Raw genomic sequence first — 25,602 nt, forward strand, 5'->3', positions numbered from 1 at the left:
ATTAAATACAGCTAAGCTGTTATATATTCTTACCACAACAAACCAGAGGTGAATAAACATGGAACAATGGCAAGGATTTGAAAAAGGAATTTGGACAAAAGAAGTTAACGTACGCGATTTTATCATGAAGAACTTTACACCATATGAAGGTGATGACTCTTTCTTAGCAGAAGCAACAAAAGCAACAAAGCAACTTTGGGAACAAGTAATGGAGCTTTCTAAACAAGAAAGAGAAAAAGGCGGCGTTCTTGATATGGATACCGAGATCGTCTCTACCATTACCTCACACGGACCAGGATATTTAAATAAAGAACTTGAAAAGGTAGTTGGAGTTCAAACTGATCAACCATTCAAACGCTCCATGCAGCCATTTGGCGGCATTCGGATGGCGGAACAAGCTTGTGAATCTTATGGCTATGAATTAAATCCTGAAATTTCCAAGGTATTTACGGAGTTCCGTAAAACTCATAACCAAGGTGTTTTCGATGCCTATACAGATGAAATGAAAATGGCAAGAAAATCTGCTATTATTACCGGTCTTCCAGATGCATATGGCCGTGGACGAATCATTGGCGACTACCGACGTATTGCCTTATACGGTATTGATTTCTTAATTAAAGAAAAACAACAAGCTCATCAGGAAACTAGCACAGTAATGACTGAAGAAAATATTCGTCTTCGTGAAGAATTGGCTGAACAAATTCGTGCGTTAAAAGAATTAAAACAAATGGCTAAAGCCTATGGATTTGATCTCTCTCTTCCTGCACAAAATACTGTTGAAGCATTCCAATGGTTATACTTCGGTTATTTAGCAGCAGTTAAAGAACAAAACGGTGCGGCTATGAGTCTTGGACGGGTATCAACCTTCCTTGACATCTATGTAGAACGCGATTTAGCAAATGGCACATTAACAGAAGCAGAAGTGCAAGAAATCGTTGACCACTTTATTATGAAACTGCGACTTGTTAAATTTGCTCGGACACCTGATTACAATGATCTATTTAGTGGTGACCCAACATGGGTAACAGAATCAATCGGCGGTATCGCAAATGATGGACGCGCTCTTGTAACAAAGAACTCTTTCCGTTTCCTTCATACACTTGATAATTTAGGACCAGCTCCTGAACCAAATTTAACTGTACTATGGTCAACCAGACTTCCTGAAAACTTTAAAAAGTTCTGTGCAAACATGTCAATTAAGACAAGTGCAATTCAATATGAAAATGATGAAGTGATGCGCCCTGAATATGGTGATGATTACGGTATTGCCTGCTGTGTATCAGCAATGGAGATCGGTAAACAAATGCAATTCTTCGGTGCTCGTGCAAACCTTGCAAAGACTCTTCTTTACGCCATTAACGGTGGAGTTGATGAAAGATTAAAAATTCAAGTCGGCCCACAATTCCAGCCTATTACTGGAGATGTACTTAATTTTGATGAAGTTATGCAAAAATATGATCAAATGATGGATTGGCTTGCTGGTCTATATATCAATACGCTAAATATTATTCATTACATGCATGATAAATACAGCTATGAAAGAATTGAAATGGCTTTACATGATACAAAAATTCTTCGTACAATGGCAACAGGAATTGCTGGTTTAAGTGTTGCTGCGGATTCCTTAAGTGCCATAAAATATGGTGAAGTAAAAGTAATTCGGGATGAAAACGGGCTTGCTATTGATTTTGAAACAAATGGTGACTTCCCTAAGTATGGAAACAACGATGAACGCGTTGACAGTATTGCGGTTGATCTAGTTACACGTTTCATGAAAAAGCTTCGCAAATATCAAACTTATCGCAATTCTGTTCACACAACGTCAGTTTTAACGATTACATCAAATGTTGTTTATGGAAAGAAAACAGGAAATACACCTGATGGACGTCGTGCTGGAGAAGCCTTTGCTCCGGGAGCAAACCCAATGCACGGTCGTGATACAAAAGGAACTTTAGCTTCCCTTTCATCAGTTGCCAAACTTCCTTACAGCTATGCAATGGACGGTATCTCAAATACATTCTCCATTGTGCCAAAGGCATTAGGAAAAGATGAGACTAGTCAAATTTCTAATCTTGTTTCGATTCTCGACGGTTATACCGTCAAGTCAGGACATCACCTGAATGTCAATGTATTCAATAAAGAAACTCTTTTAGATGCAATGGAACATCCAGAAGAATATCCGCAATTAACCATTCGTGTTTCGGGATATGCTGTAAACTTCATCAAGTTAACAAAAGAACAACAACTTGAAGTAATCAGCCGTACGTTCCACGAATCCTTGTAATTGAATTAGGAAGTTAAGCGACGAGCCTTTTATTACGGGGCTTGTCGCTTCATTTGAAAGGAGATCATCATCATGAACGGAAATATTCATTCAATTGAAACATTAGGTACGGTTGACGGTCCGGGGATTCGCTATGTTGTGTTTGTGCAGGGATGTCTCTTGCGCTGCCAATTCTGCCATAATGCCGATACTTGGGAAATAGGTAAAGGAAAACAAATGACCGTTTCCGAAATCATGGATGATCTTCTTTCCTATCTTCCATTCATTCAAGCTTCTGGCGGCGGGATTACTGTAAGCGGCGGTGAGCCGTTATTACAGCTATCATTCTTGTTAGAATTATTCAAAGCATGCAAAAAGAAAGGGATTCATACAACGATTGATTCATCAGGTGGATGTTTCTCGAACACGGAACCTTTTTTGACACAGCTTGAAGAATTAATGAAATACACGGACTTAATCCTCCTTGATTTAAAGCATATCGATCGAAAAAAACACATAAAGTTGACTGGTAAACCAAATGATCATATTTTGGAATTTGCAAAATTCCTTTCTGACCGCAATATACCTGTTTGGATTCGTCACGTATTAGTACCAACTGTAACGGATGATCCGACGGATCTTCAAAAACTGGGTGAATTTATTGGCACACTTGAAAATGTCCAAAAAATAGAGATTCTACCCTATCATAAACTTGGAGTATACAAGTGGGAAGCATTGGGGCATGAATACCCTTTGAAAGAAATTGAGCCGCCGAGTTCGGACAAAGTTGAGTATGCTTATAACATGTTAACAAGATATTGGAAATCACCTTCTGTAAATGAATAAATGATCACAAACTTAAGAACACTGATTCGAATGAATTAGTGTTTTTTTACGATAATGTGAAAAGAATCTCATCTGCAAACTTTTTTGATATTTTTATAGTATTGTTATGGTAAAAACACGATTAATATTGACGTTTACAGGAGAAAGGTGAAAATATGTACTCTTTTTTAAGCTCGATAAGCCAAATCCTAAGCAGTCCCTTTGTCATCTTATTAAATGAAACAAAACAGCTTCCCCTTCTTGCTGCATTTTTCCTAGGTCTGGTTGGCGCCCTCGCTCCATGTCAGCTTACAGGCAATATAAGTGCTATCACATATTATGGCAACAAAAGCCTGCAAACAAAAAAACAATGGTTTGAAGCTTGTTTTTTTATTCTTGGCAAAGTGGTTGCATTTTCGTGCCTTGGTTTAGCGGTTTGGATAATCGGCCGTGGATTTCAGACATCCATTACAAGTTTTTTTGCGTTTTTCCGAAAACTTATGGGTCCATTTATTATTCTATTAGGTCTCTTTTTGTTGGGGATTATAAAGCTAAATTTGCTTAACCGTCTCTTTACTTTTATGCCAAAATTAACAATGGGAGGATTGTGGAGTTCGTTTTTAATGGGGGTTAGTTTTTCTATCGCCTTCTGTCCTACCATGTTTGTTTTATTTTTTCTAACATTAATGCCCATCGTATTAATTACATCCTACGGGGCCATTTTACCTACAATTTTTGCGATCGGAACATCTCTCCCGCTTATTGTTTTTCTATTAATTATTTGGTCTTTAGGTTTTGACGGATCACTTATGAAAAAAAGCAGGAAAATAGGCTTGATTGTACAAAAATCTGCTGGTTTCTTGCTGATTATGATGGGAATTTTTGATACTATTACCTATTGGTAAAAACCTGCAAAACTATGAAAAGGAATAAAACTTAATTTTCTTGATTTACTATGATTAAATTGATTCTTTACCCTTTCTACTATATACTCATATAAGTGACTCAAAAAGTGAGGTGAATAATTTTGTTACAGCTAGTAATCGATTCTGCCGATATCAATACTTTAAACGCACTTTATATCAGTATTTCAATTGGTATTACCCTTAAATTTTTTTGGGCCTGGAATGTCAAATTTTCTTTTATCGACTCACTTTCAGATCAGGCACAGACCAAAATTATTCATCCGTACCTTTTTGCAGAAAGAAATAAGCTAAATTACAATTTTATTTTAATTAGAATTGTTAAATATATACGAAGAAAAAAATATTCCCTTGATGATTCTGAGGAACCTATTTCCTGCTGTTATTATATCCAGGGCATCATATAAAACATTTCAGGAGGAAATATGAAAATTAAGCGTTCATCTATTTTAACAGTTATTTTATTGTCATTAACTACCCTATTATTATCTGCGTGTTCTTCCCAATCTGGAACTAAAAGTAATAGTGGGTTCTTTAATAATGGATTCTTTAACCAGTATTTTATCGAACCATTTCGCTATTCCATTCATGCTGTTGCCAGTATATTTAATGGAAGCTATGGCTTATCGATTATTCTTATTACACTTATCATTCGATTAGTTTTAATGCCACTGATGCTTAGACAGTATAAAACACAAATGGCGATGAAAGGAAAAATGGATGCCTTAAAGCCAGAAATGGATACAATCCAGCAAAAAATGAAAGCGGAAAAAGACCCAAAAAAGAAACAAGAGCTACAACAAGAAATGATGGGACTTTACCAAAAGCATGGAGTCAATCCTTTAAATATGGGCTGTCTCCCAATCCTTATTCAAATGCCGATTTTAACAGGCTTTTATTATGCAATTCGAGGCTCCAAGGAAATTGCCTCTCATAACTTCTTATGGTTTAGCCTTGGACATCCCGATATCGCCTTAACACTAATCGCCGGAGTCATTTATTATTTTCAGTTTAAGGTTTCACAATCAACAATGCCAGCTACACAGCAGGCGCAGATGAAATATATGGGGCTGATGTCACCGCTCATGATCGTAATGTTTTCATTTTCTGCACCTGCTGCCCTTCCACTTTACTGGGTTGTTGGTGGTACATTCTTAATTGTGCAACAATATGTAAGCAGAAAGTTATATCCAGCACCTGAAACCGCTCATGCTGTTGAAGGAAAGACAACTAAAAACGAGAACAAAAAGAGAAAATAAGATTATGAAAAGAAGCATTGTTTCAATGCTTCTTTTTTTTATGTCTTTTTTATCTAATTTCTTTTCATTATTAAAGTATAGAATTTTACTGTATTGGAATGCTATTTTTGAACAACTTTGAAAGGAGTCTGATTATGAAAAAGTATAATTTAATGATGATTTTTTCACTTCTTTTCAGTATGGTACTGGTCGGCTGTGCAGGGAACAATGTGAATAATGACAATGTAGCCTATCGGAATAAAAATGGTATGCAGCCTACAAGGGTTGATTATCCAAATCGTCCAGGGGTAAATGACGCAGATCTTAACAGAACAGATTTGCACGGTAACAACGTTGATCGAACAGATATCCGCAATAACGTTGGTAATGTTAATCGTAACAATGACGGTGTAATTAATAATAATTTTAATGAGAAATCCAGATTTCGTGTGGCCGATCAAGCCGCAAATAAGATAGCTGATATGCGTGAAGTCGACTCCGCCAATGTGATTGCAACTGATAATAATGCCTATGTAGCCGTAAAGCTTGCAAATGGGTCCAAATTAACAAATGGCCTTGAAAATCGGATCTCGAAGAAGGTAAAATCAGTTGATAGGGATATTGACCATGTGTTTGTATCTGCAAATCCTGACTTTTACAACCACATGAAAGATTATGGAAATGACATAAGAGCTGGAAAGCCTGTTTCGGGGTTCTTTACAGAATTTTCACAAACGATTCAAAGGGTATTCCCTAATAGGAAATAAAAGAATGCCTAGCCAGCAGGCTAGGCATTTTTAACTTCTTGGAAATATTCTTTATAAAAGCCTCCAACTTTTCCTGTGTTATCTATAATAAAATAAAATTCCTCAGTTTCATTTTTGACTTCATAAATATTCCCTACAGTTAACGCATGATTAACAATATATTTTTTAGCATCTGTATGTATGCATTCCACCTTCTTTATTGTTTTCCGATCATGCCATGCTAAATGAATCATTCTTGCCACCCTTTCTATTTATGTCCACAATCTAGTATAATCAGCTTAAGGTTTTCCTGCAACTTTATTTCATTTCACGTGATAATTATGGCATACATGGTAAGAGTTTCAAAATAAAAGTCGAAATTTTGAAAATTTGTCATTAGGTCTTTTCAAACAAATGAAAAACCCTTACAATATTAAAAACTGAATATTTAATCCATTTTCCGAGGAGGCATTTTAGATTGAAAATTATGAGTAACGAACAGTTGATCGTTTCGTATCGGGATGCAATTAAAACGGGTAAGGAAAAAGAATGGATTAGGATTTTAAAGGATGAAATTTTACGTCGTGGGTTAACTCCGATAAAAAATCGCGCCATGAATAATTAACGTAAGCGTTTTAGAACGGCTTAATTTTCTTTTTGAATAAAAAACAACAACTGCGTCGAGTTGTTGTTTTTTAATTTGCCTATCTAGTTAGTATTTTACAAATTCATGGTCAGGTAAAACAACCATAACCTTTGTTCCTTTCCCCTCTTGACTCTCAATTGTAATATCACCATTGTATTTTGCAACCAATTTTTTTGCGATTGAAAGTCCTAATCCAGTTCCGCCGTTTTCACGGCTTCTTGCTTTATCAATCCGATAAAAGCGGTTGAATACATCCGTTATATGTTCTTTTGCTATGCCGATACCATAATCTTCAACGAATAGAATTGTTTCATGTCTCGTTTGTCTGGCTCTGATTTTAATTTTATGATTATCCCCGGAATATTTTATTGCATTATCCAATAATATAATAAGAATTTGCTGCAGGTGCTGTTCCGATATCCAAATCAGTCTTAAAGGATGTTCAATCTTAATATCAAATTGAAAATCTGGGTGGATCATTTTTAAATTTTTGACGAGATTCTCAAGCAATAGTTCAAAATCAACCATTTCTTGTGTAAGAGATGTTCTGCTATTTTCAGCTCTTGTTAACTCCAATAAATCTACAACTAATTTTTTTAATCTTGAAACCTCTTGTAAGGAAGCGTTGATTGATTCATCCAGGATCGATGGATCTTTTTTCCCCCACCGATTTAACAAAGAGAGATGCCCTTCCAATATTGAAACAGGGGTTCTTAGTTCATGGGAAGCATCCTCAATAAATTGTTTTTGGTGGATAAATGAATGCTCAATCTCGTCCATCATGTCATTAAAAAGGATGGAGAGCTGGCTTAATTCATCTTTTTGCTTATAAACTTCCATTCTTCCTTGGAAACCATTTTCTTTTATTTTTTTCATCGTTTCGGCCAGATTCCTTATTGGCTTAAGAAGTTGTTTAGCAAGTACAAAACCACATAGTGCACTAAAGAGTATAGCCGCAGTTCCAAAGCCTGACATCACTACAAAAAGGTGATCCATCATTTTTTGATAGGAATTTAATTCACGGACAATTTCAATGGTACCCGTAAAGTTGTCTAACTTTAAGGGATATTTGGCGACAATGGCTTCGTTATCTTCCGTTGTGATTTTTTCGAGTTTTTGTTTTGTCACAGGAGAAGGCTCTAATACAGGAAAACTGCCATCTTTATCAGATACTAGGACTTTCCCTTTATTATTATAGATCCTTATCAGCTGATCCTTGTCATTTATTTTTTTAATAAAAGGATAACTTGCTTTTATTTCATCTTCTGTTAGCTTTTTATCTTCATCCTTATAATAAGTCGAAATATCTGCTATTGTTCTTTTAACCACAAGCTCTTCTCTTTTTAACATCCAATTGGATACAGAATTGTACTCCAAGAGACTAAATAATGTAAATGTCAAAAATATCGCAATCGAACCACTTAATATTAATTTTGTTTGCCAGGATCCTTTTTGGGAAAGTCTTCTTAAAAAATTAATCATCTCATCACGTATCCTGTGCCACGAACCGTTTGAATGTAACTTGCATCGCTTTGACTGTCTATTTTATTTCTTAAGTATCGGACGTAAACATCCACGACATTGGTTTCCACTCCGGTATTATAACCCCATACTTTATTTAAAAGAACTTCCCTAGTTAAAACAATATTAATATTTTTCATAAAAATAACTATTAAATCGAACTCCCGCTTTGTTAAAGCAATGATTTGATCTCCTTTTTTAACGACACAGGACTCTAATTCAATTGTTAAATCTTTAAAAGTTAAAGTTGTTATTTCTTTAGTGCTTAAAGCCTCCACACGTCGAAGCAATGACCTTAATCTTGCTAAAAGTTCCTCAATAGCAAACGGCTTTACAAGATAATCATCAGCACCGCTGTCAAGACCCGAGACACGGTCGAGCACATTGTCACGTGCCGTAATCATAATAATTGGCACTGTTTTATTGACTTGTCTGATTCTTCTACATACCTCAAGTCCACTTAATTCCGGCAACATCACATCAAGGAGAATGGCATCCCAGTCATCAGTAAGGGATTGATTCAGTCCATTTCTGCCATCAAAACAAACCATAGTTTCATATCCCTCATATTGCAGTTCAAGTTCAATAAATCGGGATAAATTTTTTTCATCTTCAATAATTAAGATCTTTGGCATCTCATTCCCTCTCACATATCATCTTTTATAAGAATATTTTACCGAAAGCATCTAAATTTTCCTAAGAAAAAGAAAAACACATGCAAATGTGAGCATGTGTCAGATATAAGAAGGCTTTGCATTATGGTTGGAAGGATTCTTAGCAGCAGAAAATTCGCTTCCAAGCAATAATGATATCGTGTCAACATTTCGCCCGACGATTGTATGCCTCTTTCATCTTTACAATTTTCATTTTAATGCTTCTTTAAAAGAGGAAAATGAAAGTTACATTAAAATTTAATGAAAAAAGAATTTACACGTATTGAGGCTTTAATGATAATTTCTCCAATTGACTAGCTATTTGTTCGGCAGCATCAACTGGATTTTCGGCAAATATATCGAAAAATTCCCCAGTATATTCCTGACGTTTGTAATCATACATAGGGTCATAATATTTTTCTAACAATAATTGAATCATTTCTTTATATTCACGGGATTCAAGATGTTCTTCAAGCCTATTTTTAATTTCAACATCTTTTAATCTTCTAAAGACTTTATTTAGCGACTCTTTAATTACATCAAAATACCATGACTCGTATTTGTATGGTTCAATATATTCTTTTGCAATATGACTGACTCTTTGATCCACAGAAGAATGTACATGAAAGTTGATTCCATTCATCTTCTTTTCCATTAACTCATCTGGCTGGGTAACTTTACCAATCCGCTTACTTTCCGCTTCCATCAAAAAATAAGATGCTCCCTTGATTTCTTTCAGTTTTTTATACAAAAGGGAATCAAATTGTTTTTGATTATGTCCCTGGCCTAAACCAACCCCTCCAAAAATCGAGCCCCGATGGTTGGCCATACCCTCCAAGTCTAATACAGGATACCCGCGTTTTTCAAGGATTTGAAGGATCTCCGTTTTCCCAACCCCTGTAAGTCCGTGGATTACGACAGCCATAGCAGGTATGAAATGGGGAATTTCTTTGAGTATGAACTGGCGATATGCTTTATATCCGCCTTCTAATCGTTTGGCACGGATTCCTGCAAAATCTAAAAACGTTGTTACTGCCTTGCTGCGATTTCCACCACGCCAGCAATGAATAATTGGCTGTTCATGCGTTTCACCAGAAGCATCCTTGATCGATTGCAGTATCATCGGAATTTTTGGCGATACCAGTTCCATAGCTCTCCACTTTGCCTGTTCCTGTCCTATCTGTTTGTATATCGTGCCAATTTCTTGCCTTTCCTCATCTGTAAATAGAGGGATATTGACCGCACCTGGAATTGCACCTTCTTTAAATTCAATTGGAGCACGAATATCAATAACCACCGGATGGTCTATTTTAAAAAGTTCTTCAACTGTAATATCTTTCACCTGTACTACGCTCCTTAAAATAATAAAACTTCCTTTTGGGAAGTTTTAAAAACAAGCATTATCTTTCCATAAGATGACACTCTTTTTTTGAGTAATTAAATAGAGTATATCTTAATTATATAAAAGATCATCAAATTGAGCAAATGTCCATAATAGCTTACTTTATAATATATATATTAAGAATACGATTGGAACGTAAACATAACTCCTGCAAACTTTTCGATGGATTGACAGAATTCGGTCCACTTTTCTGGGTAACAGTCTGTTCCTTCAAAGACGTATGTTTTACATTTTGTTTTCAGTTTTATCGTCCAGTTTGTCTTCCCAAGTGTGATCCCAACTTCTGGACCATAATAAGATTGCCACTCCCATATTTTCAGAGCCATAATTTCTCGTTTAAATTCGTCTATACTTCCAAGCTTGCTAGTTTGGGGAGCCTGATTACTTTTTTGATGTCCCTTGTTTTTCCATTCGAAAAATAAAAAACTTTTTTTGATGAAGTCTACATTCAATTGGTAGTTTATTCCTTCATCATTATCGAGAATTGCCGTGATCGAATAAGGAATTTTTTCTGGAGCAATGGAGATATTTCCCTCCCTTTCCCGAAATAAATCTTTTTTTCGAGTAACAATAGACTTAATATGTGAAGGTAAGATTGGATGACTCCGTTCTGTAACCAGCAGATCGTTAACCTCCTGACAGATCAAGGGAATGGACAAAGGCCCTTTTTCATCTAAAATCGAAATAATGGTTTCATATATGTTCATAGCCCTCACCCTCTTTCATATGCCATTGCTGCAAACTCTTCTTTTCTTCGTAATAAATTATAGTAAAGATTTATTTTTCAGGCTGTAACAATTGACACTGATTAAGCGTTAAATAAAGAAAAAATCCACATGAGTGGATTTTTTTTACAAAACATTCTGTTCCGGATGAAGAACAGTTATTAAGGTTTTTAATGAAGGAATATCATCTTTTTCAAATAATTCGACAATCTTACTGCCAACGATTACTCCATCACAGTAGGATGCTAATTCTTTTACTTGGTCTTCGTTGGAAATTCCAAATCCAGCTAATACAGGAATAGGGCTGACTTCTTTTACGCTTTTCAAAAATTCACCTAATGAATGATCATATTCATTTCTAACACCTGTAATCCCCTTAACCGTTACAGTATAAAGGAATCCACTTCCTTTTTTCGCAATTGTTTTGATCCGCTCAAATGGAGTAGTCTTCGTCACAAGGCGAATTAATTCGATACCTGCTTCAGCCAATTGAGGTGCAATGATCGCTTCCTCTTCGATCGGTAAGTCGGGAATAATACAGCCATCTATTCCTGCTAGTTTAATATCTTGAACAAATCTTTCGATGCCATAGGAATAAACAGGATTTAAATAGGTCATTAGCAGAAGTGGCACATCTACCGTTTCCCGTGCTTTTGCTACCTCTTTGATAACATCTGTTAAATTTGTTCCATTTTTAAGAGCTCTGATACCCGCGCGCTGAATGGTAGGCCCGTCTGCAACCGGATCGGAAAATGGGATCCCGACTTCAACGGCTGTCACGCCCATTGCTTCAAGTGTTTGAAGGCGTTTGGTAAGACAATCAAGGCCGCCATCTCCAGCCATGATATATGGTACAAATGCTTTTTGGTTTCTTGTCTTTAACTCATTAAATGCTTGATGAATTCGGTTCATGATCGCTTCTCCTTTTCCATAATTGCTCTGACTTGATCTACATCCTTATCGCCTCTACCTGATAGACAAACAACAATACTTTCATTATCGGACATTGTTGGGGCAAGCTTTACGGCATAAGCAACAGCATGGGAGCTTTCAAGTGCTGGAATAATACCTTCAAGTTTGGTTAGCAAACCAAATGCTTCAAGTGCTTCCTTATCGGTAATGGACTCATAAACAGCACGGCCAATTTCTTTAAAGTAACTATGTTCAGGTCCAACACCTGGATAATCAAGACCTGCTGAAATGGAGAAAGCCTCTTGGACCTGCCCGTCATTATCTTGCAATAAATACATTAGTGCACCGTGCAAGACACCAGGTCTTCCCTTTGTTAAAGAAGCTGCATGATATTCAGTTTCAACTCCTTTTCCAGCTGCCTCGACCCCATATAACTTAACCTCTTTATCCTCTACAAACGGGTAAAACATTCCCATTGAATTACTGCCGCCGCCAATAGCAGCTACGAGCGCATCAGGAAGTTTACCCTCCCTTTCAAGAAATTGTTCTTTTGTTTCTTTGCCGATCACACTTTGAAAATCACGAACAATTTGCGGGAAAGGATGTGGTCCCGTAACAGATCCTAATAGGTAGTGAGTATCATCTACATTTGCCACCCAGTAGCGCAAGGCCTCATTAACAGCGTCTTTTAAAGTTCGGCTTCCTGATGTAACACTGACGACCTTTGCTCCGAGCAATTCCATCCGAAAAACATTCAAAGACTGCCTTTTGATATCCTCCTCACCCATAAAAACAATACATTCAAGATTCATTAAAGCACATACCGTAGCTGTCGCCACTCCGTGCTGTCCGGCACCTGTTTCCGCTACTATTTTTCTTTTTCCCATTCTTACTGCCAAAAGCGCCTGCCCGATCGCATTGTTAATTTTATGGGCACCTGTGTGATTCAAGTCCTCGCGCTTTAAATAAATTTTCGCTCCACCTGCATATTTCGTAAGGTTTTCGGCAAAATATAGCGGAGTCTGCCGCCCTACATATTGAGCTAATAACCGCTCGAATTCAGACTGAAATTCAGGATCATTCTTTGCTTCTTCGTAAGCTGTTTCTAACTCAACAATAGCCTTCATTAGAGTCTCAGGTACATATCTGCCACCAAAGATCCCAAAATGACCGTTTTTATCTGGTAATGTATAAGAATTCATGTTAATTTCCTCCAAGTTAAGACTGCCTTTTTACTTTATCAATAAACCTCTTTATTTTGTTCAAATCCTTTTTTCCGTCCGTTTCTACTCCGCTGCTGACATCGACCATATAGGGGCGAACCTGGCGGACTGCTTCAAGAACATTTCCTTCGTTTAAGCCGCCGGCGAGTATCACTTTTTTGCCAAGTAAATCTTGCTCGTTAAGAATATTCCAATCAAACGAAAGCCCATTTCCGCCTTGATATTTCCCCTTTGGTCCATCAAGCAATAGAAATTCACATGGATATTCTTTTATAGCCTCAAGACTATCTTTGCCTTCAATTCCAAGAGCTTTAATCACTGGTAATGACAGACTTTTGCTAAAGTCAGCAGACTCATTTCCGTGCAACTGTACATGGGTTAAGCCAACCACTCGACCTATACGATCTATCTCTTCTTTCGTTTCGTTAACAAACACACCGACTTTCATGATATCGTTCGGTAATTCCGCAGCAATATCCCTAGCATTAACTACGTCAATTTTCCGTTTACTTTTTGCAAAAACAAAGCCGATTGCATCTGCCCCGGAATCCACTGCTGCTAATGCTGCACCCACATCAGTAATTCCACAAATTTTCACCTTCATCATTTATTCCCCTTAAACTCTCAATCTAAAAGATTCCAATCTCTGTTTTACATTATTACTTTTCATCAGAGACTCCCCAACCAGGATCCCATTTGCCCCTGCCAACCTTACTCTTTCAACATCTTCTTTTTGATGGATGCCACTTTCGCTTATTAAATAAGCTCCCGCTTTTTTAACTAATGGGCCTAATTCTTCAACTACAGCTAATGACACGTTGAATGTTTTCAGATCACGATTATTGACACCAATCAATCTGGCACCTGTTATTAATGCCTTATCCAATTCTTCACGATTATGAATTTCTAACAAAACTTCTAAATCAAGACTTCTCGCATATTGATAGAGTTCATTTAATTGAGATTGTTCCATCGCAGCTGCAATTAATAAAATCAGGTCCGCTCCACTGGCTGCAGCAGCATCAATTTGAATAGGATCAATTATAAAATCCTTACACAGTACTGGGACATCAACAGCTGCTTTTATTTTTCTTAAATCTTCGTAGGAACCTTTAAAGAAGGATTGGTCCGTTAAAACAGAAATTGCTGAAGCTCCATTACTTTCATAAGCTTGCGCTTGCAAGGCAGGATCTGCTTCCGTATTAATGATTCCTTTTGAAGGAGAAGCGCGTTTAAATTCTGCAATAATAGCTATTTCCTCTTCTTTTTGAAGCTTTTGTATGAAAGATCTTCGTGGAAAAGAGTTTTCTGCAAAGTTCTGATGACCAACTTTTAAGCTTTCAATTTCACGTTTTTTTTCATGTAGAATCCGATCCAGAATTGTTTCCAACTAAATTGCCTCCTTTTGTGCAGAACTAGACTTTTCAATTAAAAGTCTTAGTTTTTCAAATGCTGCTCCAGAATCAATGCTTTCTCGTGCTATTTGGATCCCTTCCTGAATGGAATCAGCCTTTTTCGCTGTAAAAATTCCAATTCCTGCATTCAGTAGAACTGTGTCTCGATAGGCACCTTGTTCCCCTTTAAGAACACCCTCTAATATTTCGGCATTTTGCTTAGCGTCTCCTCCTTTTATCATGCTATTATCATATTCTGGAAGGCCTACTTCGGCTGGTGTAAACGATGTTGAAGTAATTTTTCCGTCATCTAGTATCGTTATAAAGGTTGCTCCTTGAAGTGATGCTTCATCCATATTGCCCGGTCCGTTTAAAACAGTTGCCCGTTTCCGTCCAAGCGTTTTTAAAACTTGGGCGATTGGCTCAAGAATATCTCTGCGATTTACTCCTAACATTTGATAATCTAGATCAATTGGATTTGTCAAAGGACCGATGTAGTTAAACACTGTTGGAATTTTAAGTTGTTTTCTAACCGTATTGACCTTTTTCAATTTCGGATGGACATGGGGAGCAAACAAAAAGGCAATCCCTATTTCTCTAAGAATTTCTTCAGTTTTTTCAAATGGTAAATTTAATTCAATTCCCAATGCTTCAAGCACATCGGCGCTTCCAGTTTTACTTGAAATACTGCGATTTCCGTGTTTCCCTACAATAATTCCAGCACCTGCAATGACAAAAGCGGAAGTTGTGCTGATATTAAAACTTGATGACCCATCTCCCCCAGTTCCGCAGTTATCTAAACAACCGGGATACTTTTCTTTAAATGACACAGCATTTTCTCTTAATGCGCGAACAATACCGGCGATTTCTTCAACTGTTTCACCTTTAGACTTTAAACCCATTAAAAAAGCTGCAATTTCACTTTCTGATACTTCATCGTCATGTAGAACTGTTTGAAATATTTCCTTCATTTGCTCTTCAGTAAATGATTTTTGTTCAGCTAATTGGAGTAAAAAATTCTTCATTTTCCTTCTTCCTTTCCGTTTCCGCTAAAAAGTTTTTAAGAATTTGTTTACCTGATGGTGTACCAATTGACTCGGGATGAAACTGCAATCCAAATACAGGATACGTTCGATGGCGAATCGCCATTATTTCTTGATCATCCATTGCTTCAGCTGTATATTCCAACACTTCAGGCAAAGTGTTTTTATCGATTGATAACGAGTGATATCTCATTACTTCCAATGGGCTTGATAAATAGTTAAATAATCCACCTTCGTGTGTTATATGAGAAGTTTTACCATGCTTAATACTGCTGGCATGCTTAATAACAGCACCAAAGGCATAACCAATTGCTTGATGCCCAAGACATATACCTAATATTGGAACTATCTTATAAAAGCTGCGAACTACTTCCACACATATACCTGCATCTTCCGGTCTACCTGGACCTGGGGAAAGAATGATCGCCTTTGGATTCATTTCTTTGATTTCATCCAGTGACACTTGATTATTTCGAACTACCTTTATCTCCTCGCCTAATTCCCCTATATATTGATAAAGGTTAAATGTAAATGAATCATAATTATCGATTAGCAGGATCATTTTTATCCCTCCAAAAAAGACCTTAGTTTATTTATGGTTTCTTCATATTCCAATTCTGGATTTGAATCGTATACAATGCCGGCACCTGCTTGAATATATGCCATCCCATCTTTTAAAATCATCGTCCGAATCGCCAGAGCAAAGTCCATGTTTCCATTTACCGATAAATACCCAACCGCTCCCGAGTAAAGACCACGTTTTGATTTTTCCAGTTCATTAATAATTTCCATTGCTCGGATTTTTGGTGCACCCGAAACTGTACCAGCAGGAATACAAGCTGAAAGTGCATCTAATGGTGTTTGGTCCTCTCTCAGTTCCCCGCTTACCTCTGAAACAAGGTGCATTACATGACGGAATCTTTCGACTTCTTTGTATTTATCTACTTTAACTGTTCCAAACTTGCAAACCTTACCAAGATCATTTCGTCCTAAATCAACAAGCATCTTATGCTCCGCCAGCTCTTTTTCATCTGATTGCAAATCTTTCTCGTTGTTAAAGTCTTCTTCCGTTGTTTTCCCTCTTTTTCTTGTTCCAGCAATTGGATTGGTAATAACTTGTTTGTCTCTTGTCTTGATCAGACTTTCTGGTGATGAACCAACCACTGTATAATTTTCAAAATCAATATAATACATATATGGTGTTGGGTTACTAGAACGATGCCGACGATAAAGGGATAAGGGGTTCCCGCTAAAAGCTGATTTCATCCTTTGTGATGGAACAACCTGAAAAATATCACCATTGACAATGCATTCTTTCGCCTTTTCAACATTTCTCATAAATTCTTCTTTTGATGTTTCTGGAACAAATCCTTCAAATGAAAACGAATCAATATCTTGATGCATGTATGATTTTTTGAGTTCAGCAATTCGTCCCTCTACCCTTTCCAGTAATTCCTGTTCATCGGTTTCCCCTAAAAGTGGTGTACCAATCACGAAGACCTTTTCTTCGAGATGGTCAAAGACGATTACATCTTCATAAAACATGAGGTGAGTATCAGGCATTTTCAATTCGTCAGCTAACTCCGAACCAATATCTTCAATTTGGCGAACAATGTCATAGCCGATATATCCAACCGCACCAGACATGAAAGGATATGGAAAATCGCCAGCTTCTCTTTGGGGAAGCAAGCTTTTGATCATTTCAATTGGGTTTCCATTAACGCTCTCCCTTTGTCCATTTCGTCTCACAATTTCATTTTTATCCCCATGTGAGAAAAACTCCATCACCGGGTCTGAACCGATAAATGAAAAACGGCCAGATTCATTGTACTTATGTGAACTTTCTAATAAGAACTTTTTGGGTCCAGATATTTTTTGTAAAATTGCAATCGGAGTTAAAGTATCCCCTTTTACTTCCTTTACAACAAAAGAACTTTTGGTCTTCATCTTTTTCAATCTCCTTTTTAGACAAATAAAAAAATCGCCCTCTATATACATAAAATACTTATGCATATAGAGGGCGATTCTTGCGACCGCGGTGCCACCTCCATTTGAAACATTCCCATGTTTCCTCTTTCAGATACAAGCCAACATACAACTGATATCCTATCCTTTTAACGGTGGAACTCCGTGCAGTCCTACTCTCGTCTTCAGACTGCCACTTGCAAGCCCATTCCACAAATTCACTCTTACCGGGCTTTCACCTTCCCGCTCTCCTGAAAAGAATGTTGTATTGTGTACTCCCCTTGCGCATCGCTTTTCATTATTAAAATAAATACAAAAAGGGCCTCCATCCAAAAAGGACGGAAGACCCGTGGTGCCACCTTCATTAACTGATAAAACAGTTCACTTTATCGGTATCAAATCACAATGATTAATACCTATCTCTTGTAACGATGAGATGTTCGCCAAAGCCTACTTTCCAATTGGAGTTCGGTTTGGAGGCTCCAAAGTCCATTCACCATTACGTCTACACTGATTCACACCAGCCATCAGCTCTCTAAAGTATCCGCAAAGGTTACTACTCTTTTTCATTGCCCTTAATAACTTACTTATGTGAATTATAATAATAAACAAAGAATAATTTGTCAAGTGATATATTCATAATACTCATTATTGAGCAAAAAAATTACACTAATTTTAAAAATCTTTGTTTCCAATCCTCTGCCATTTCTTCTACCTGAAGAATTTTCTCTATCGCTTTTTTGTCATGGTTGTGAAAAAGCGTTTGGGCAGCAAATAGTACAGAAACTTTCAACGGATGCTGCTCGACAAGTTCAATTTTGGAGTCAATATTAATCGTTCCTTCTTCTATTACACGACAAAAATAACCCGTTAAACTTGTATCAAACACAAGTTTTAGAAATTCCTTTTCCTGATTAAAACTTGAAATGGTTGAACAAGGAACCCTTCCTTGTGTTACTTGAATTACAGTATCCCCTATTTTATAAATATCACCAATATGAACTTCTGCTTCTGTCATTCCAGCAGCGGTTATATTTTCTCCAAAAGCCGGCAGTCTGAGTTTTTTATTAAATAATTTTTCCCATTTAGAATAGTGCTCATATGGATAAACACAAACAGCACGGTCAATTCCCCCATGAAATTCATGATTAGCCACATCATCGCTAACAAAACCACTTATATTTAATTTTGCAGTTTTAACAACATTTTTGCCAATGGCCGATTTTTCATTCTTTTGTTCCCAAATATATTCCATTGGTTTACCGATTGCAAGGCTGATCATTGTTCGATTACTCATAAAAAATCTCCTGCTTTCCATTAAAAGGATTGATCACTTATTGTTATTTTAAAATAAAAAAGACCATATTAACATTAGCAAAAACAAAAAAGGCGGTATTGAGCTCAATGGATAATATTGAACGCTTATGCCCAGCTCCAATAAAAGCATCAAAAAAACAGGTGGCTGAAGGAAAAAGCAAGTCGAGTGAAACCTCAAAGCAAAAATGGGCGATTTTGTCAATTTCCTCCATTCCTTTGGTAATGACACTAGGGAATTCAATGTTAATCCCAGTGTTACCCGCAATGGAAAAAGAATTATCGATTTCCTCTTTTCAAACAAGCATGATTATTACGGTTTACTCAATTGTTGCGATCATTTTAATACCCATTGCCGGTTTTTTATCAGACCATATTGGACGAAAAAAAGTCATTATTCCAAGTCTAATTATTGCAGGTGCCGGAGGACTCATTTCCGGCTTTGCTGCGTGGAAAATGGATCATACCTATTGGATTATCCTCATTGGCCGCTCCCTCCAAGGGGTAGGTGCTGCGGGTGCATTTCCAATTGTTCTTCCACTTGTTGGCGATATGTTTAAAAATGAGGATGATGTCAGCAGTACACTAGGGCTAATAGAAACCTCCAATACGTTTGGTAAAGTATTAAGCCCAATATTAGGTGCATTTTTGGCAGGGTTTATATGGTTTTTACCTTTTTTCTCATTCCCAGTTTTTTGTTTAATATCAACAATATTAATGATTTTTTTAGTGAAATGTCCGAAAAAAATTGAAAAGCCGATCCCCTTTAAACAATTTCTCGCAAATCTTAAAGAAATCTTTAGTGAAAAGGGACGATGGCTTTATGCTATTTTTTTTATTGGCGGTATTTTAATGTTTCTGCTATTTGGAGTATTATTTTATCTTTCGGAAGTATTTGAAAGTGAGTACGGTGTCAAAGCTTTAAAAAAAGGATTCTTTTTAGCTCTTCCACTTGGCGCCCTTTGCCTCTCTTCATTTATTACAGGAAAAATCATTAAAGAGAACAAAGTCTTAATGAAACGGCTTACTTTTGGAGGAGTTTTTCTTACAGCTCTTGCCATTGCAGCACTTTATTTTTCTATCAAATTGTGGTTCATGATCTCGATGTTTCTTCTTGTCGGCATAGGAATTGGCGTTGGTCTGCCCTGCCTTGATGCTTTAATTACTGCCGGAATTGAAAAAGAGGAACGAGGAACCGTAACCTCACTTTATAGTTCGATGAGGTTTATTGGTGTCGCTGCTGGGCCACCATTTATTGCTTTATTTATGAAATATCCACATCATTGGATTTTTATAATATTAAGCTGTGTAAGTGTAATTACAGCTTTTGTAATCCTCAAAGCAATTAAACCTGGGGAGGCAGCTTAAACTAAAACGCAGAGGTAAGTGCCTCTGCGTTTTGTTTGCTTCTATTCATTATTTACTGGTTTCTTTAAAATTCCAAGCAGAATTGCTGAAATAAAAGCTCCAACTAAAATGGATAGTGCATACTGAAGGACGCCACCTTGTACTAATGGTACAACAAAGATTCCTCCATGTGGTGCCCTAAGACCAATTCCAAATGCCATCGACATTGCCCCTGCAACTGCTGAGCCAATCATAACTGAAGGAATGACACGCAGTGGATCCGCAGCTGCGAATGGAATAGCGCCCTCAGTGATAAAGGACAGACCCATTACATAACATGCTTTTCCTGCATCCTGGTCAGCTTTGGAAAATTTCTTTTTAAATATAGTTGTAGCAATAGCAATTCCAAGCGGCGGAACCATACCTGCTGCCATGATCGCAGCCATTGGCTGATAGACTCCACTAGCAAGCAAGCCTGTTCCAAAAACATATGCAGCCTTATTAATGGGGCCGCCCATATCAAAAGACATCATCGCACCTAAAACGATTCCCAGTAGAACAGCATTACCTGTTCCAAGACCAGATAATACGTGAGAGATTTCCTTATTCAACCATGTAACTGGTGTATCAATTGCATATTGCATGATCAATCCTGTAATCGCAATACCTAAAAGAGGATAGATTAAAATACTCTTTATACCTTCTAAAGATCTTGGTAAACCAATGAAAGCCTTTTTCAAGAACAAAACAATATAACCTGCAAGGAAGCCGGCAATCAATCCGCCTAGGAAACCTGCTCCGCTATTTGCTGCCATCATTCCTCCTACCATACCAGGTGCAAAGCCCGGACGATCGGCAATACTTAACGCTATAAATCCAGCAAGAACAGGAACAATCAGTGCAAATGCATTATTACCGCCAATTAATTTTAATACAGCTGCAAAAGGATTATAGGATGGATCTTGCGGATTAGCTGAGTTGTATCCGAACATAAAACTAATCGCAATTAAAATACCGCCGCCAACAACAAATGGCAGCATGTTTGATACGCCATTCATTAAATGCTTATAAAAACCTTTACGTTGTTCTTTTTGTCCTGCAGGAACTTGTCCATTTCCTTGGTAGACAGGGCCATCTTGTTTTAAGGCTTTTTTAATCAATTCCTGCGGGTGGCGGATTCCTTCTGCTACAGCCGCCTGAATCACATGTTTTCCTTTGAAACGTTCCATTTCAACGTTAATGTCTGCAGCAATAATTACCGCAACAGCATTGTCGATTTCCTCTGCTGTTAAAACATTCTTTGCTCCACCAGAACCGTTCGTTTCAACTTTAATAGTCACTCCCATTTCGCCTGCTTTTGCTTTTAGAGAGTCCGCAGCCATATAGGTATGAGCAATTCCTGTTGGACAGCCCGTTACAGCCACAATCGCATTTTGGCTGTTTGAAACATCCTGCTCTTCTTCTTCTTGTTCATCATGATTGTCGATGATGCTTAATACATCATCCGCTTTAGTTGCGTTTAATAATTCTTTTCGGACTTCCTCGTTCATCAGCATTCCTGAAAGACGGGCAAGAGCCTCTAGATGTGTATTATTTGCACCCTCTGGAGCAGCAATCATAAAAAATAGGTGTGCAGGCTGTCCATCTAAAGATTCATAGTCCACTCCTGCAGAAGATTTTCCAAAAGCAATCGCCGCTTCCTTCACTGCAGCTACTTTTGCATGTGGTATAGCAATTCCTTCCCCAATTTCGGTTATACTTTGCTCTTCACGTTTTAAAATTGCTGCCTTATATTCTTCTTGATTGGATATTTTTCCTGCTGTATATAAGATTTCGACCAATTGGTCGATGGCGGATTCTTTTTGATTTCCTTCAATATTAAGGAGAATCGTTTTTTTCGTTAATAACTCCGTAATTTTCATATATTTCTCTCCCTTAGGAAAATTCTTTGATGTGTACTTGCGGAAGAAGTTCAACAACTTTTTCTTTTGTACACAATCCTAATGAAAATGCTGTTGCACTTCCGGAAGCAATACTGAATCGAAAAGCTTCTTTAATATCTCCAGTTAACTGATATTGAGCAAGAAAGCCTGCTACCATTGAATCCCCCGCACCAACGGAATTTTTTACAATTCCTCTGGGTACGTCAGCAATTAATGCTATTGCATCATTAACGAAGACAGCACCATCACCTGCCAGTGATACAATGACATTTTTTGCCCCCAATTCAAGAAGTTTCTTTGCATATGGGACAACTCCCTCACAAGTGGAGATCGGAGTCGAAAATAATTCCTCTAATTCATGTTGATTTGGCTTAATTAAAAATGGCTGATAAGTTAAAACCTTTTTTAATAAATCCCCTTCTGCATCAACAACAAACTGGACATTATTTTGTTTACAAATTTTCACTAATTCTTCATAGGTTGTCTTTGGTAATGAGGATGGAATACTGCCAGCCAATACAAGAAGATCTTCTTTCGTTAATCCCTTGATTTTTTCTTTTAACTGAAGGAAATCTTCATCCGATATTTTAGGACCTTTTGCATTTATTTCTGTCTCTTGACCTGTTTTGAGTTTGATATTAATTCGGGAATCTTCCATTACTTTAACAAAATCGGTATCAATTTCTTCATTTTGAAGATATTCATCAATATATTTACCAGTAAAACCCCCATTAAAGCCAAGGGCTTTACTCTTAATTCCTAGTTCTTTTAAAACTCTGGAAACATTTATACCTTTTCCTCCAGGAAATTTTGCTTCCTTTGTTGTTCGATTTAATTCCCCTATTTGAAATCCTTCAAGCTCAACAATGTAATCTACCGAAGGGTTTAAGGTTAAAGTGTAAATCATTCTGTCACGACCTTTATTGTTTTTTTACTTAGATATTGTTTTTTTGTTTCATCCTCTATGTCATTTTTGATAATAATTGCTTTTTGCCGTTCTGGAATTAACATATTTATCGCCATCAAATCCCTTGACTAATATTATTTTACTGTAACCGATTACTTTTTTCAATCATTTTCTTTCAAAAACAATCATTTTATGAACGTTTTTGACTGTTTTTGATTTATTATAAATTAACCAAATCATTTTAATTATATTGAAATAATTTCGAATCTTTTGATTCTCCTTCTTTTCTAAATATCTTTTTGATTAATATTGATTTTTTTTTAATAACTAGTGAACTTTTTTAAAATTTATGTTATATTAATAAAGGTTGTTAAAAACTTATATTTTGCGGATGTGGCGGAATCGGCAGACGCGCTAGATTCAGGTTCTAGTGAGAGCAATCTCGTATGGGTTCAAGTCCCTTCATCCGCATCGGTTCTGAACCATCCAACTGGATGATCCTAATGCTTTCCTAACGGGAAATAGCTCAGCTTGGTAGAGCACCACGTTCGGGACGTGGGGGTCGCAGGTTCAAATCCTGTTTTCCCGATTTATATTATTTGCGGGTGTGGTTTAATGGTAGAATTTCAGCTTCCCAAGCTGACGGCGGGGGTTCGATTCCCCTCACCCGCTCCATTCGGAGAAGTACCCAAGTGGTTATAAGGGGGCGCACTCGAAATGCGTTAGGGCGGGTAACCGTCGCGTGAGTTCGAATCTCACCTTCTCCGCCATACATACTAGCAAGTTAAAGCGCCAAGTATCGGCGCTTTTTTTACATTATTTTAACTCCCTGCCATTCATTTTTTCCCGTTGGGGTTAAATTACGATCAAATAGGTTCATAATAAAAAATATAAGAAAAGAGAATAGGGTGATGAAATGAATATTACTGGCCATACAATTGAAAAATTGGAGGATCCATTTGGCTTGCTAACAGGTGAACGATACGAATTCTTTCTTGATATAGAGGTTGACGAAGAGGATGAGCTTTATTCTGAAAAGGGAATCGTATTAAAAATAATTTATGTTATTGATGATAACGGTCCTAAAATTTCCTATTATCATTTTTTTGAAAAAATCAGTGAAAAAGTACTCGATTTTGCTCTTGAAGAAGATGAAGAAAACTTAGTTAAAAATTATTGTGCAGAACATATTATTGAATGACAATTTAAAAGGGATAAATCAATGATTTATCCCTTTTTATCAGTTACATAAAATTTTTACTATGGTTTGGAACAACCTGCAATTGTCTAGTTGTTAATGTCATTTCACTTTTACAAATGGGACAAAGGGGAACGTCACTGCTCTTGAAGTTATCACGAATCCAGCACTTGCATTTGTCTGAAGTACATACCCATATTTTTGTATCTTCCAATTTGACTTCCTCTTCATTTCTTCTACCAAATGCCAATTTGGTCACCCCCATGTGAAATACACTCAAAAATAAAAAATCGCACCTACACCTGTGAGGAAAAAGCCCACAAAATTGTGCAGTTACGACCGCTCATCATAAACTAGATAAGGAACTTAAAAAGTGTAATTTAATAATACTTCAAAATTACGAAAAAGTCAAATCATTCTATACTACCAAAAAACCATACGTTACTCAAGAGTGAATATTATTTAAATGATTATTTTTTCTGGATAGCAAATAAATAAGAACCGTTACAAAAGAACGGTTCCTTATTTTATATGAAGGCCTATGCCTGCTTTTTAATTTTTGTTGTTACTTTTTTTCTTGTAGTCACAGGTTTATTTGGTTTTGTTCGATCAATAGAAGCTTGTAAGGCTGCCATCAGGTCAGTTACATTTGATGCTGCCTCTTTAGCTGCAGGCATCACTGTTTCTTTGCCCATCCGTTTTGATTCGATTAAATCAAGCAATGCGGAACGATATTCATCGGTATATTTTTCTGGCTGGAAATCTGATGTTAATTGATCAATTAAAAGAATCGCTGTATCTAATTCTTTATCTGTTACCTTATCCTCAATTGGAACATTCGGTACTTCTCCAACATTTCTTACCTCATCAGGATAATGGATCGTTTCCATCACAAGTGTATTTTTATAAATTCGAATAACTGCAAGCTGTTCCTTTGACCGAATGACAATTTTAGCAATTCCAACCTTTTGTGTTTCCTCCAATGCTTTACGAAGTAAGGAATAAGCTTTTCCCCGCCTTCATGAGGCGACATATAGTAACATTTTTCAAAATATATAGGATCAATTTGGTTCATACTAACAAAATCAATGATTTCTACTGCCTTTTCCTCATTTTCAACCCGAAGACTCTCTAAATCCGTTTCATCAAGGATGACAAATTTACCTTTTGTATATTCATATGCTTTTACGATATCTTCATTTTTTACTTCTTCCTCGCAGTGGGGACATACTTTTTTATATTTTATCGGTGAATGACATTTTTTATGAAGGGTTCGAAGCTTAATATCCTTGTCTTCGGTAGCAGCATGGAGCTTAATTGGAATATTTACAAGCCCAAAGCTTATACTTCCTTTCCACATTGTATGCATCTTTTTTTCTCCATTCTTATCGTGTTTTAATTAGTTTGCTTCTTC

At 36.9% G+C, this 25,602-nt stretch carries 24 protein-coding genes, 4 tRNA genes, 2 pseudogenes and 2 other annotated features; of the genes and pseudogenes, 12 read left to right on the forward strand and 18 right to left on the reverse strand.

The features are described from left to right. Positions 1–58: 58 nt before the first annotated feature. The 5 genes from pflB to RCG17_RS03385 all read left to right on the forward strand — a co-directional run bounded on the left by pflB (position 59) and on the right by RCG17_RS03385 (position 6,016). The gene (gene pflB, locus RCG17_RS03365; RefSeq protein WP_308173862.1) at positions 59–2,284 is read left to right on the forward strand and encodes a formate C-acetyltransferase; all 2,226 of its coding nucleotides are present in this window, start codon (positions 59–61) and stop codon (positions 2,282–2,284) included. Positions 2,285–2,356: 72 nt separating this feature from the next. Continuing rightward, positions 2,357–3,109, forward strand: coding sequence for a pyruvate formate-lyase-activating protein (pflA, locus tag RCG17_RS03370; RefSeq protein ID WP_308173863.1), 753 nt, complete (start codon positions 2,357–2,359; stop codon positions 3,107–3,109). Positions 3,110–3,264: 155 nt separating this feature from the next. Next, a complete protein-coding gene (locus tag RCG17_RS03375; RefSeq protein WP_308173864.1) occupies positions 3,265–3,993 on the forward strand; it encodes an urease accessory protein UreH domain-containing protein in 729 nt (242 codons plus the stop codon). Between the two features lie 443 nt (positions 3,994–4,436). Continuing rightward, positions 4,437–5,270 carry a membrane protein insertase YidC gene (gene yidC, locus RCG17_RS03380; protein WP_308173865.1) on the forward strand — a complete coding sequence of 278 codons (834 nt, stop codon included), beginning with the start codon at positions 4,437–4,439 and terminating at the stop codon, positions 5,268–5,270. A 134-nt stretch (positions 5,271–5,404) separates the two neighbouring features. Further along, entirely contained in the window at positions 5,405–6,016 is a 612-nt protein-coding gene (locus tag RCG17_RS03385) for a YhcN/YlaJ family sporulation lipoprotein (protein WP_308173866.1), read from the forward strand. Positions 6,017–6,036: 20 nt separating this feature from the next. Here the strand turns inward: RCG17_RS03385 and RCG17_RS03390 are convergent, their stop codons facing one another. Further along, positions 6,037–6,249 carry a DUF6501 family protein gene (locus tag RCG17_RS03390; protein ID WP_308173867.1) on the reverse strand — a complete coding sequence of 71 codons (213 nt, stop codon included), beginning with the start codon at positions 6,247–6,249 and terminating at the stop codon, positions 6,037–6,039. Positions 6,250–6,482: 233 nt separating this feature from the next. Here RCG17_RS03390 and sda point away from each other — a divergent pair, with 233 nt between their 5' ends. Then, entirely contained in the window at positions 6,483–6,620 is a 138-nt protein-coding gene (gene sda, locus RCG17_RS03395) for a sporulation histidine kinase inhibitor Sda (RefSeq protein ID WP_374120938.1), read from the forward strand. 87 nt (positions 6,621–6,707) lie between these two features. Here sda and RCG17_RS03400 read toward each other — a convergent pair whose 3' ends face one another. From RCG17_RS03400 to RCG17_RS03455, 12 genes are all read right to left on the reverse strand, one after another. Beyond that, positions 6,708–8,123 carry a HAMP domain-containing sensor histidine kinase gene (locus RCG17_RS03400; protein WP_308173869.1) on the reverse strand — a complete coding sequence of 472 codons (1,416 nt, stop codon included), beginning with the start codon at positions 8,121–8,123 and terminating at the stop codon, positions 6,708–6,710. Beyond that, on the reverse strand, positions 8,120–8,797 hold the full coding sequence (locus RCG17_RS03405; RefSeq protein ID WP_308173870.1) for a response regulator transcription factor: 678 nt from the start codon (positions 8,795–8,797) through the stop codon (positions 8,120–8,122). The genes RCG17_RS03400 and RCG17_RS03405 overlap by 4 nt, the downstream gene beginning before the upstream one ends. Positions 8,798–9,089: 292 nt before the next feature. After that, the gene (gene mnmH / locus RCG17_RS03410) at positions 9,090–10,157 is read right to left on the reverse strand and encodes a tRNA 2-selenouridine(34) synthase MnmH (RefSeq protein ID WP_308173871.1); all 1,068 of its coding nucleotides are present in this window, start codon (positions 10,155–10,157) and stop codon (positions 9,090–9,092) included. A gap of 176 nt (positions 10,158–10,333) precedes the next feature. Further along, positions 10,334–10,924, reverse strand: a complete 591-nt coding sequence (locus tag RCG17_RS03415; RefSeq protein ID WP_308173872.1) for a hypothetical protein — start codon at positions 10,922–10,924, stop codon at positions 10,334–10,336. A gap of 144 nt (positions 10,925–11,068) precedes the next feature. After that, a complete protein-coding gene (trpA, locus tag RCG17_RS03420; protein ID WP_308173873.1) occupies positions 11,069–11,854 on the reverse strand; it encodes a tryptophan synthase subunit alpha in 786 nt (261 codons plus the stop codon). Further along, positions 11,851–13,056 carry a tryptophan synthase subunit beta gene (gene trpB, locus RCG17_RS03425; RefSeq protein WP_308173874.1) on the reverse strand — a complete coding sequence of 402 codons (1,206 nt, stop codon included), beginning with the start codon at positions 13,054–13,056 and terminating at the stop codon, positions 11,851–11,853. The genes trpA and trpB overlap by 4 nt, the downstream gene beginning before the upstream one ends. Before the next feature lie 16 nt (positions 13,057–13,072). Continuing rightward, entirely contained in the window at positions 13,073–13,681 is a 609-nt protein-coding gene (locus tag RCG17_RS03430; protein ID WP_374120939.1) for a phosphoribosylanthranilate isomerase, read from the reverse strand. A gap of 12 nt (positions 13,682–13,693) precedes the next feature. Next, positions 13,694–14,467, reverse strand: coding sequence for an indole-3-glycerol phosphate synthase TrpC (gene trpC / locus RCG17_RS03435; protein ID WP_308173876.1), 774 nt, complete (start codon positions 14,465–14,467; stop codon positions 13,694–13,696). After that, a complete protein-coding gene (trpD, locus tag RCG17_RS03440) occupies positions 14,468–15,496 on the reverse strand; it encodes an anthranilate phosphoribosyltransferase (RefSeq protein ID WP_308173877.1) in 1,029 nt (342 codons plus the stop codon). It abuts the gene before it with no gap. Next, positions 15,468–16,076, reverse strand: coding sequence for an anthranilate synthase component II (locus tag RCG17_RS03445; protein ID WP_308173878.1), 609 nt, complete (start codon positions 16,074–16,076; stop codon positions 15,468–15,470). The genes trpD and RCG17_RS03445 overlap by 29 nt, the downstream gene beginning before the upstream one ends. A gap of 2 nt (positions 16,077–16,078) precedes the next feature. Then, a complete protein-coding gene (gene trpE / locus RCG17_RS03450; RefSeq protein ID WP_308173879.1) occupies positions 16,079–17,461 on the reverse strand; it encodes an anthranilate synthase component I in 1,383 nt (460 codons plus the stop codon). Between the two features lie 66 nt (positions 17,462–17,527). After that, positions 17,528–17,777: a binding site (T-box leader), on the reverse strand. A gap of 33 nt (positions 17,778–17,810) precedes the next feature. Then, positions 17,811–18,058 (reverse strand) — a binding site (T-box leader). A gap of 85 nt (positions 18,059–18,143) precedes the next feature. Beyond that, entirely contained in the window at positions 18,144–18,776 is a 633-nt protein-coding gene (locus RCG17_RS03455) for an MOSC domain-containing protein (RefSeq protein ID WP_308173880.1), read from the reverse strand. Between the two features lie 107 nt (positions 18,777–18,883). Here RCG17_RS03455 and RCG17_RS03460 point away from each other — a divergent pair, with 107 nt between their 5' ends. Beyond that, positions 18,884–20,161 carry a bacillibactin exporter BcbE gene (locus RCG17_RS03460; RefSeq protein WP_308173881.1) on the forward strand — a complete coding sequence of 426 codons (1,278 nt, stop codon included), beginning with the start codon at positions 18,884–18,886 and terminating at the stop codon, positions 20,159–20,161. Between the two features lie 41 nt (positions 20,162–20,202). Here RCG17_RS03460 and RCG17_RS28230 read toward each other — a convergent pair whose 3' ends face one another. The 3 genes and pseudogenes from RCG17_RS28230 to pfkB form a co-directional block, all read right to left on the reverse strand. Further along, a complete protein-coding gene (locus RCG17_RS28230) occupies positions 20,203–21,198 on the reverse strand; it encodes a PTS fructose transporter subunit IIC (RefSeq protein ID WP_374120940.1) in 996 nt (331 codons plus the stop codon). A gap of 102 nt (positions 21,199–21,300) precedes the next feature. Beyond that, positions 21,301–22,062: pseudogene (locus RCG17_RS28235) on the reverse strand (fructose PTS transporter subunit IIA); the annotation flags it as partial. 13 nt (positions 22,063–22,075) lie between these two features. Beyond that, on the reverse strand, positions 22,076–22,990 hold the full coding sequence (gene pfkB / locus RCG17_RS03470; protein ID WP_308173883.1) for a 1-phosphofructokinase: 915 nt from the start codon (positions 22,988–22,990) through the stop codon (positions 22,076–22,078). Positions 22,991–23,377: 387 nt separating this feature from the next. Here pfkB and RCG17_RS03475 point away from each other — a divergent pair. The 5 genes from RCG17_RS03475 to RCG17_RS03495 all read left to right on the forward strand — a co-directional run bounded on the left by RCG17_RS03475 (position 23,378) and on the right by RCG17_RS03495 (position 24,191). After that, positions 23,378–23,461: transfer RNA gene (locus RCG17_RS03475), tRNA-Leu, on the forward strand. Positions 23,462–23,505: 44 nt separating this feature from the next. Then, a tRNA-Pro gene (locus tag RCG17_RS03480) sits at positions 23,506–23,579 on the forward strand. Positions 23,580–23,591: 12 nt separating this feature from the next. Beyond that, a tRNA-Gly gene (locus RCG17_RS03485) sits at positions 23,592–23,665 on the forward strand. A 3-nt stretch (positions 23,666–23,668) separates the two neighbouring features. Next, positions 23,669–23,760 (forward strand) — tRNA-Ser (locus RCG17_RS03490). 146 nt (positions 23,761–23,906) lie between these two features. After that, positions 23,907–24,191 (forward strand): DUF6509 family protein, encoded by a 285-nt coding sequence (locus RCG17_RS03495; RefSeq protein WP_308173884.1) that lies wholly within the window; start codon positions 23,907–23,909, stop codon positions 24,189–24,191. A 43-nt stretch (positions 24,192–24,234) separates the two neighbouring features. Here RCG17_RS03495 and RCG17_RS03500 read toward each other — a convergent pair whose 3' ends face one another. Beyond that, positions 24,235–24,438 (reverse strand): cold-shock protein, encoded by a 204-nt coding sequence (locus RCG17_RS03500; RefSeq protein WP_308173885.1) that lies wholly within the window; start codon positions 24,436–24,438, stop codon positions 24,235–24,237. A 289-nt stretch (positions 24,439–24,727) separates the two neighbouring features. Then, a pseudogene (locus tag RCG17_RS03505) lies at positions 24,728–25,557 on the reverse strand (Ku protein). Positions 25,558–25,602: the final 45 nt, after the last annotated feature.

Origin of the sequence: Neobacillus sp. PS3-12 (assembly GCF_030915385.1) — a bacterium.
Classification (GTDB): Bacteria; Bacillota; Bacilli; order Bacillales; family Cytobacillaceae; genus JAEVLT01.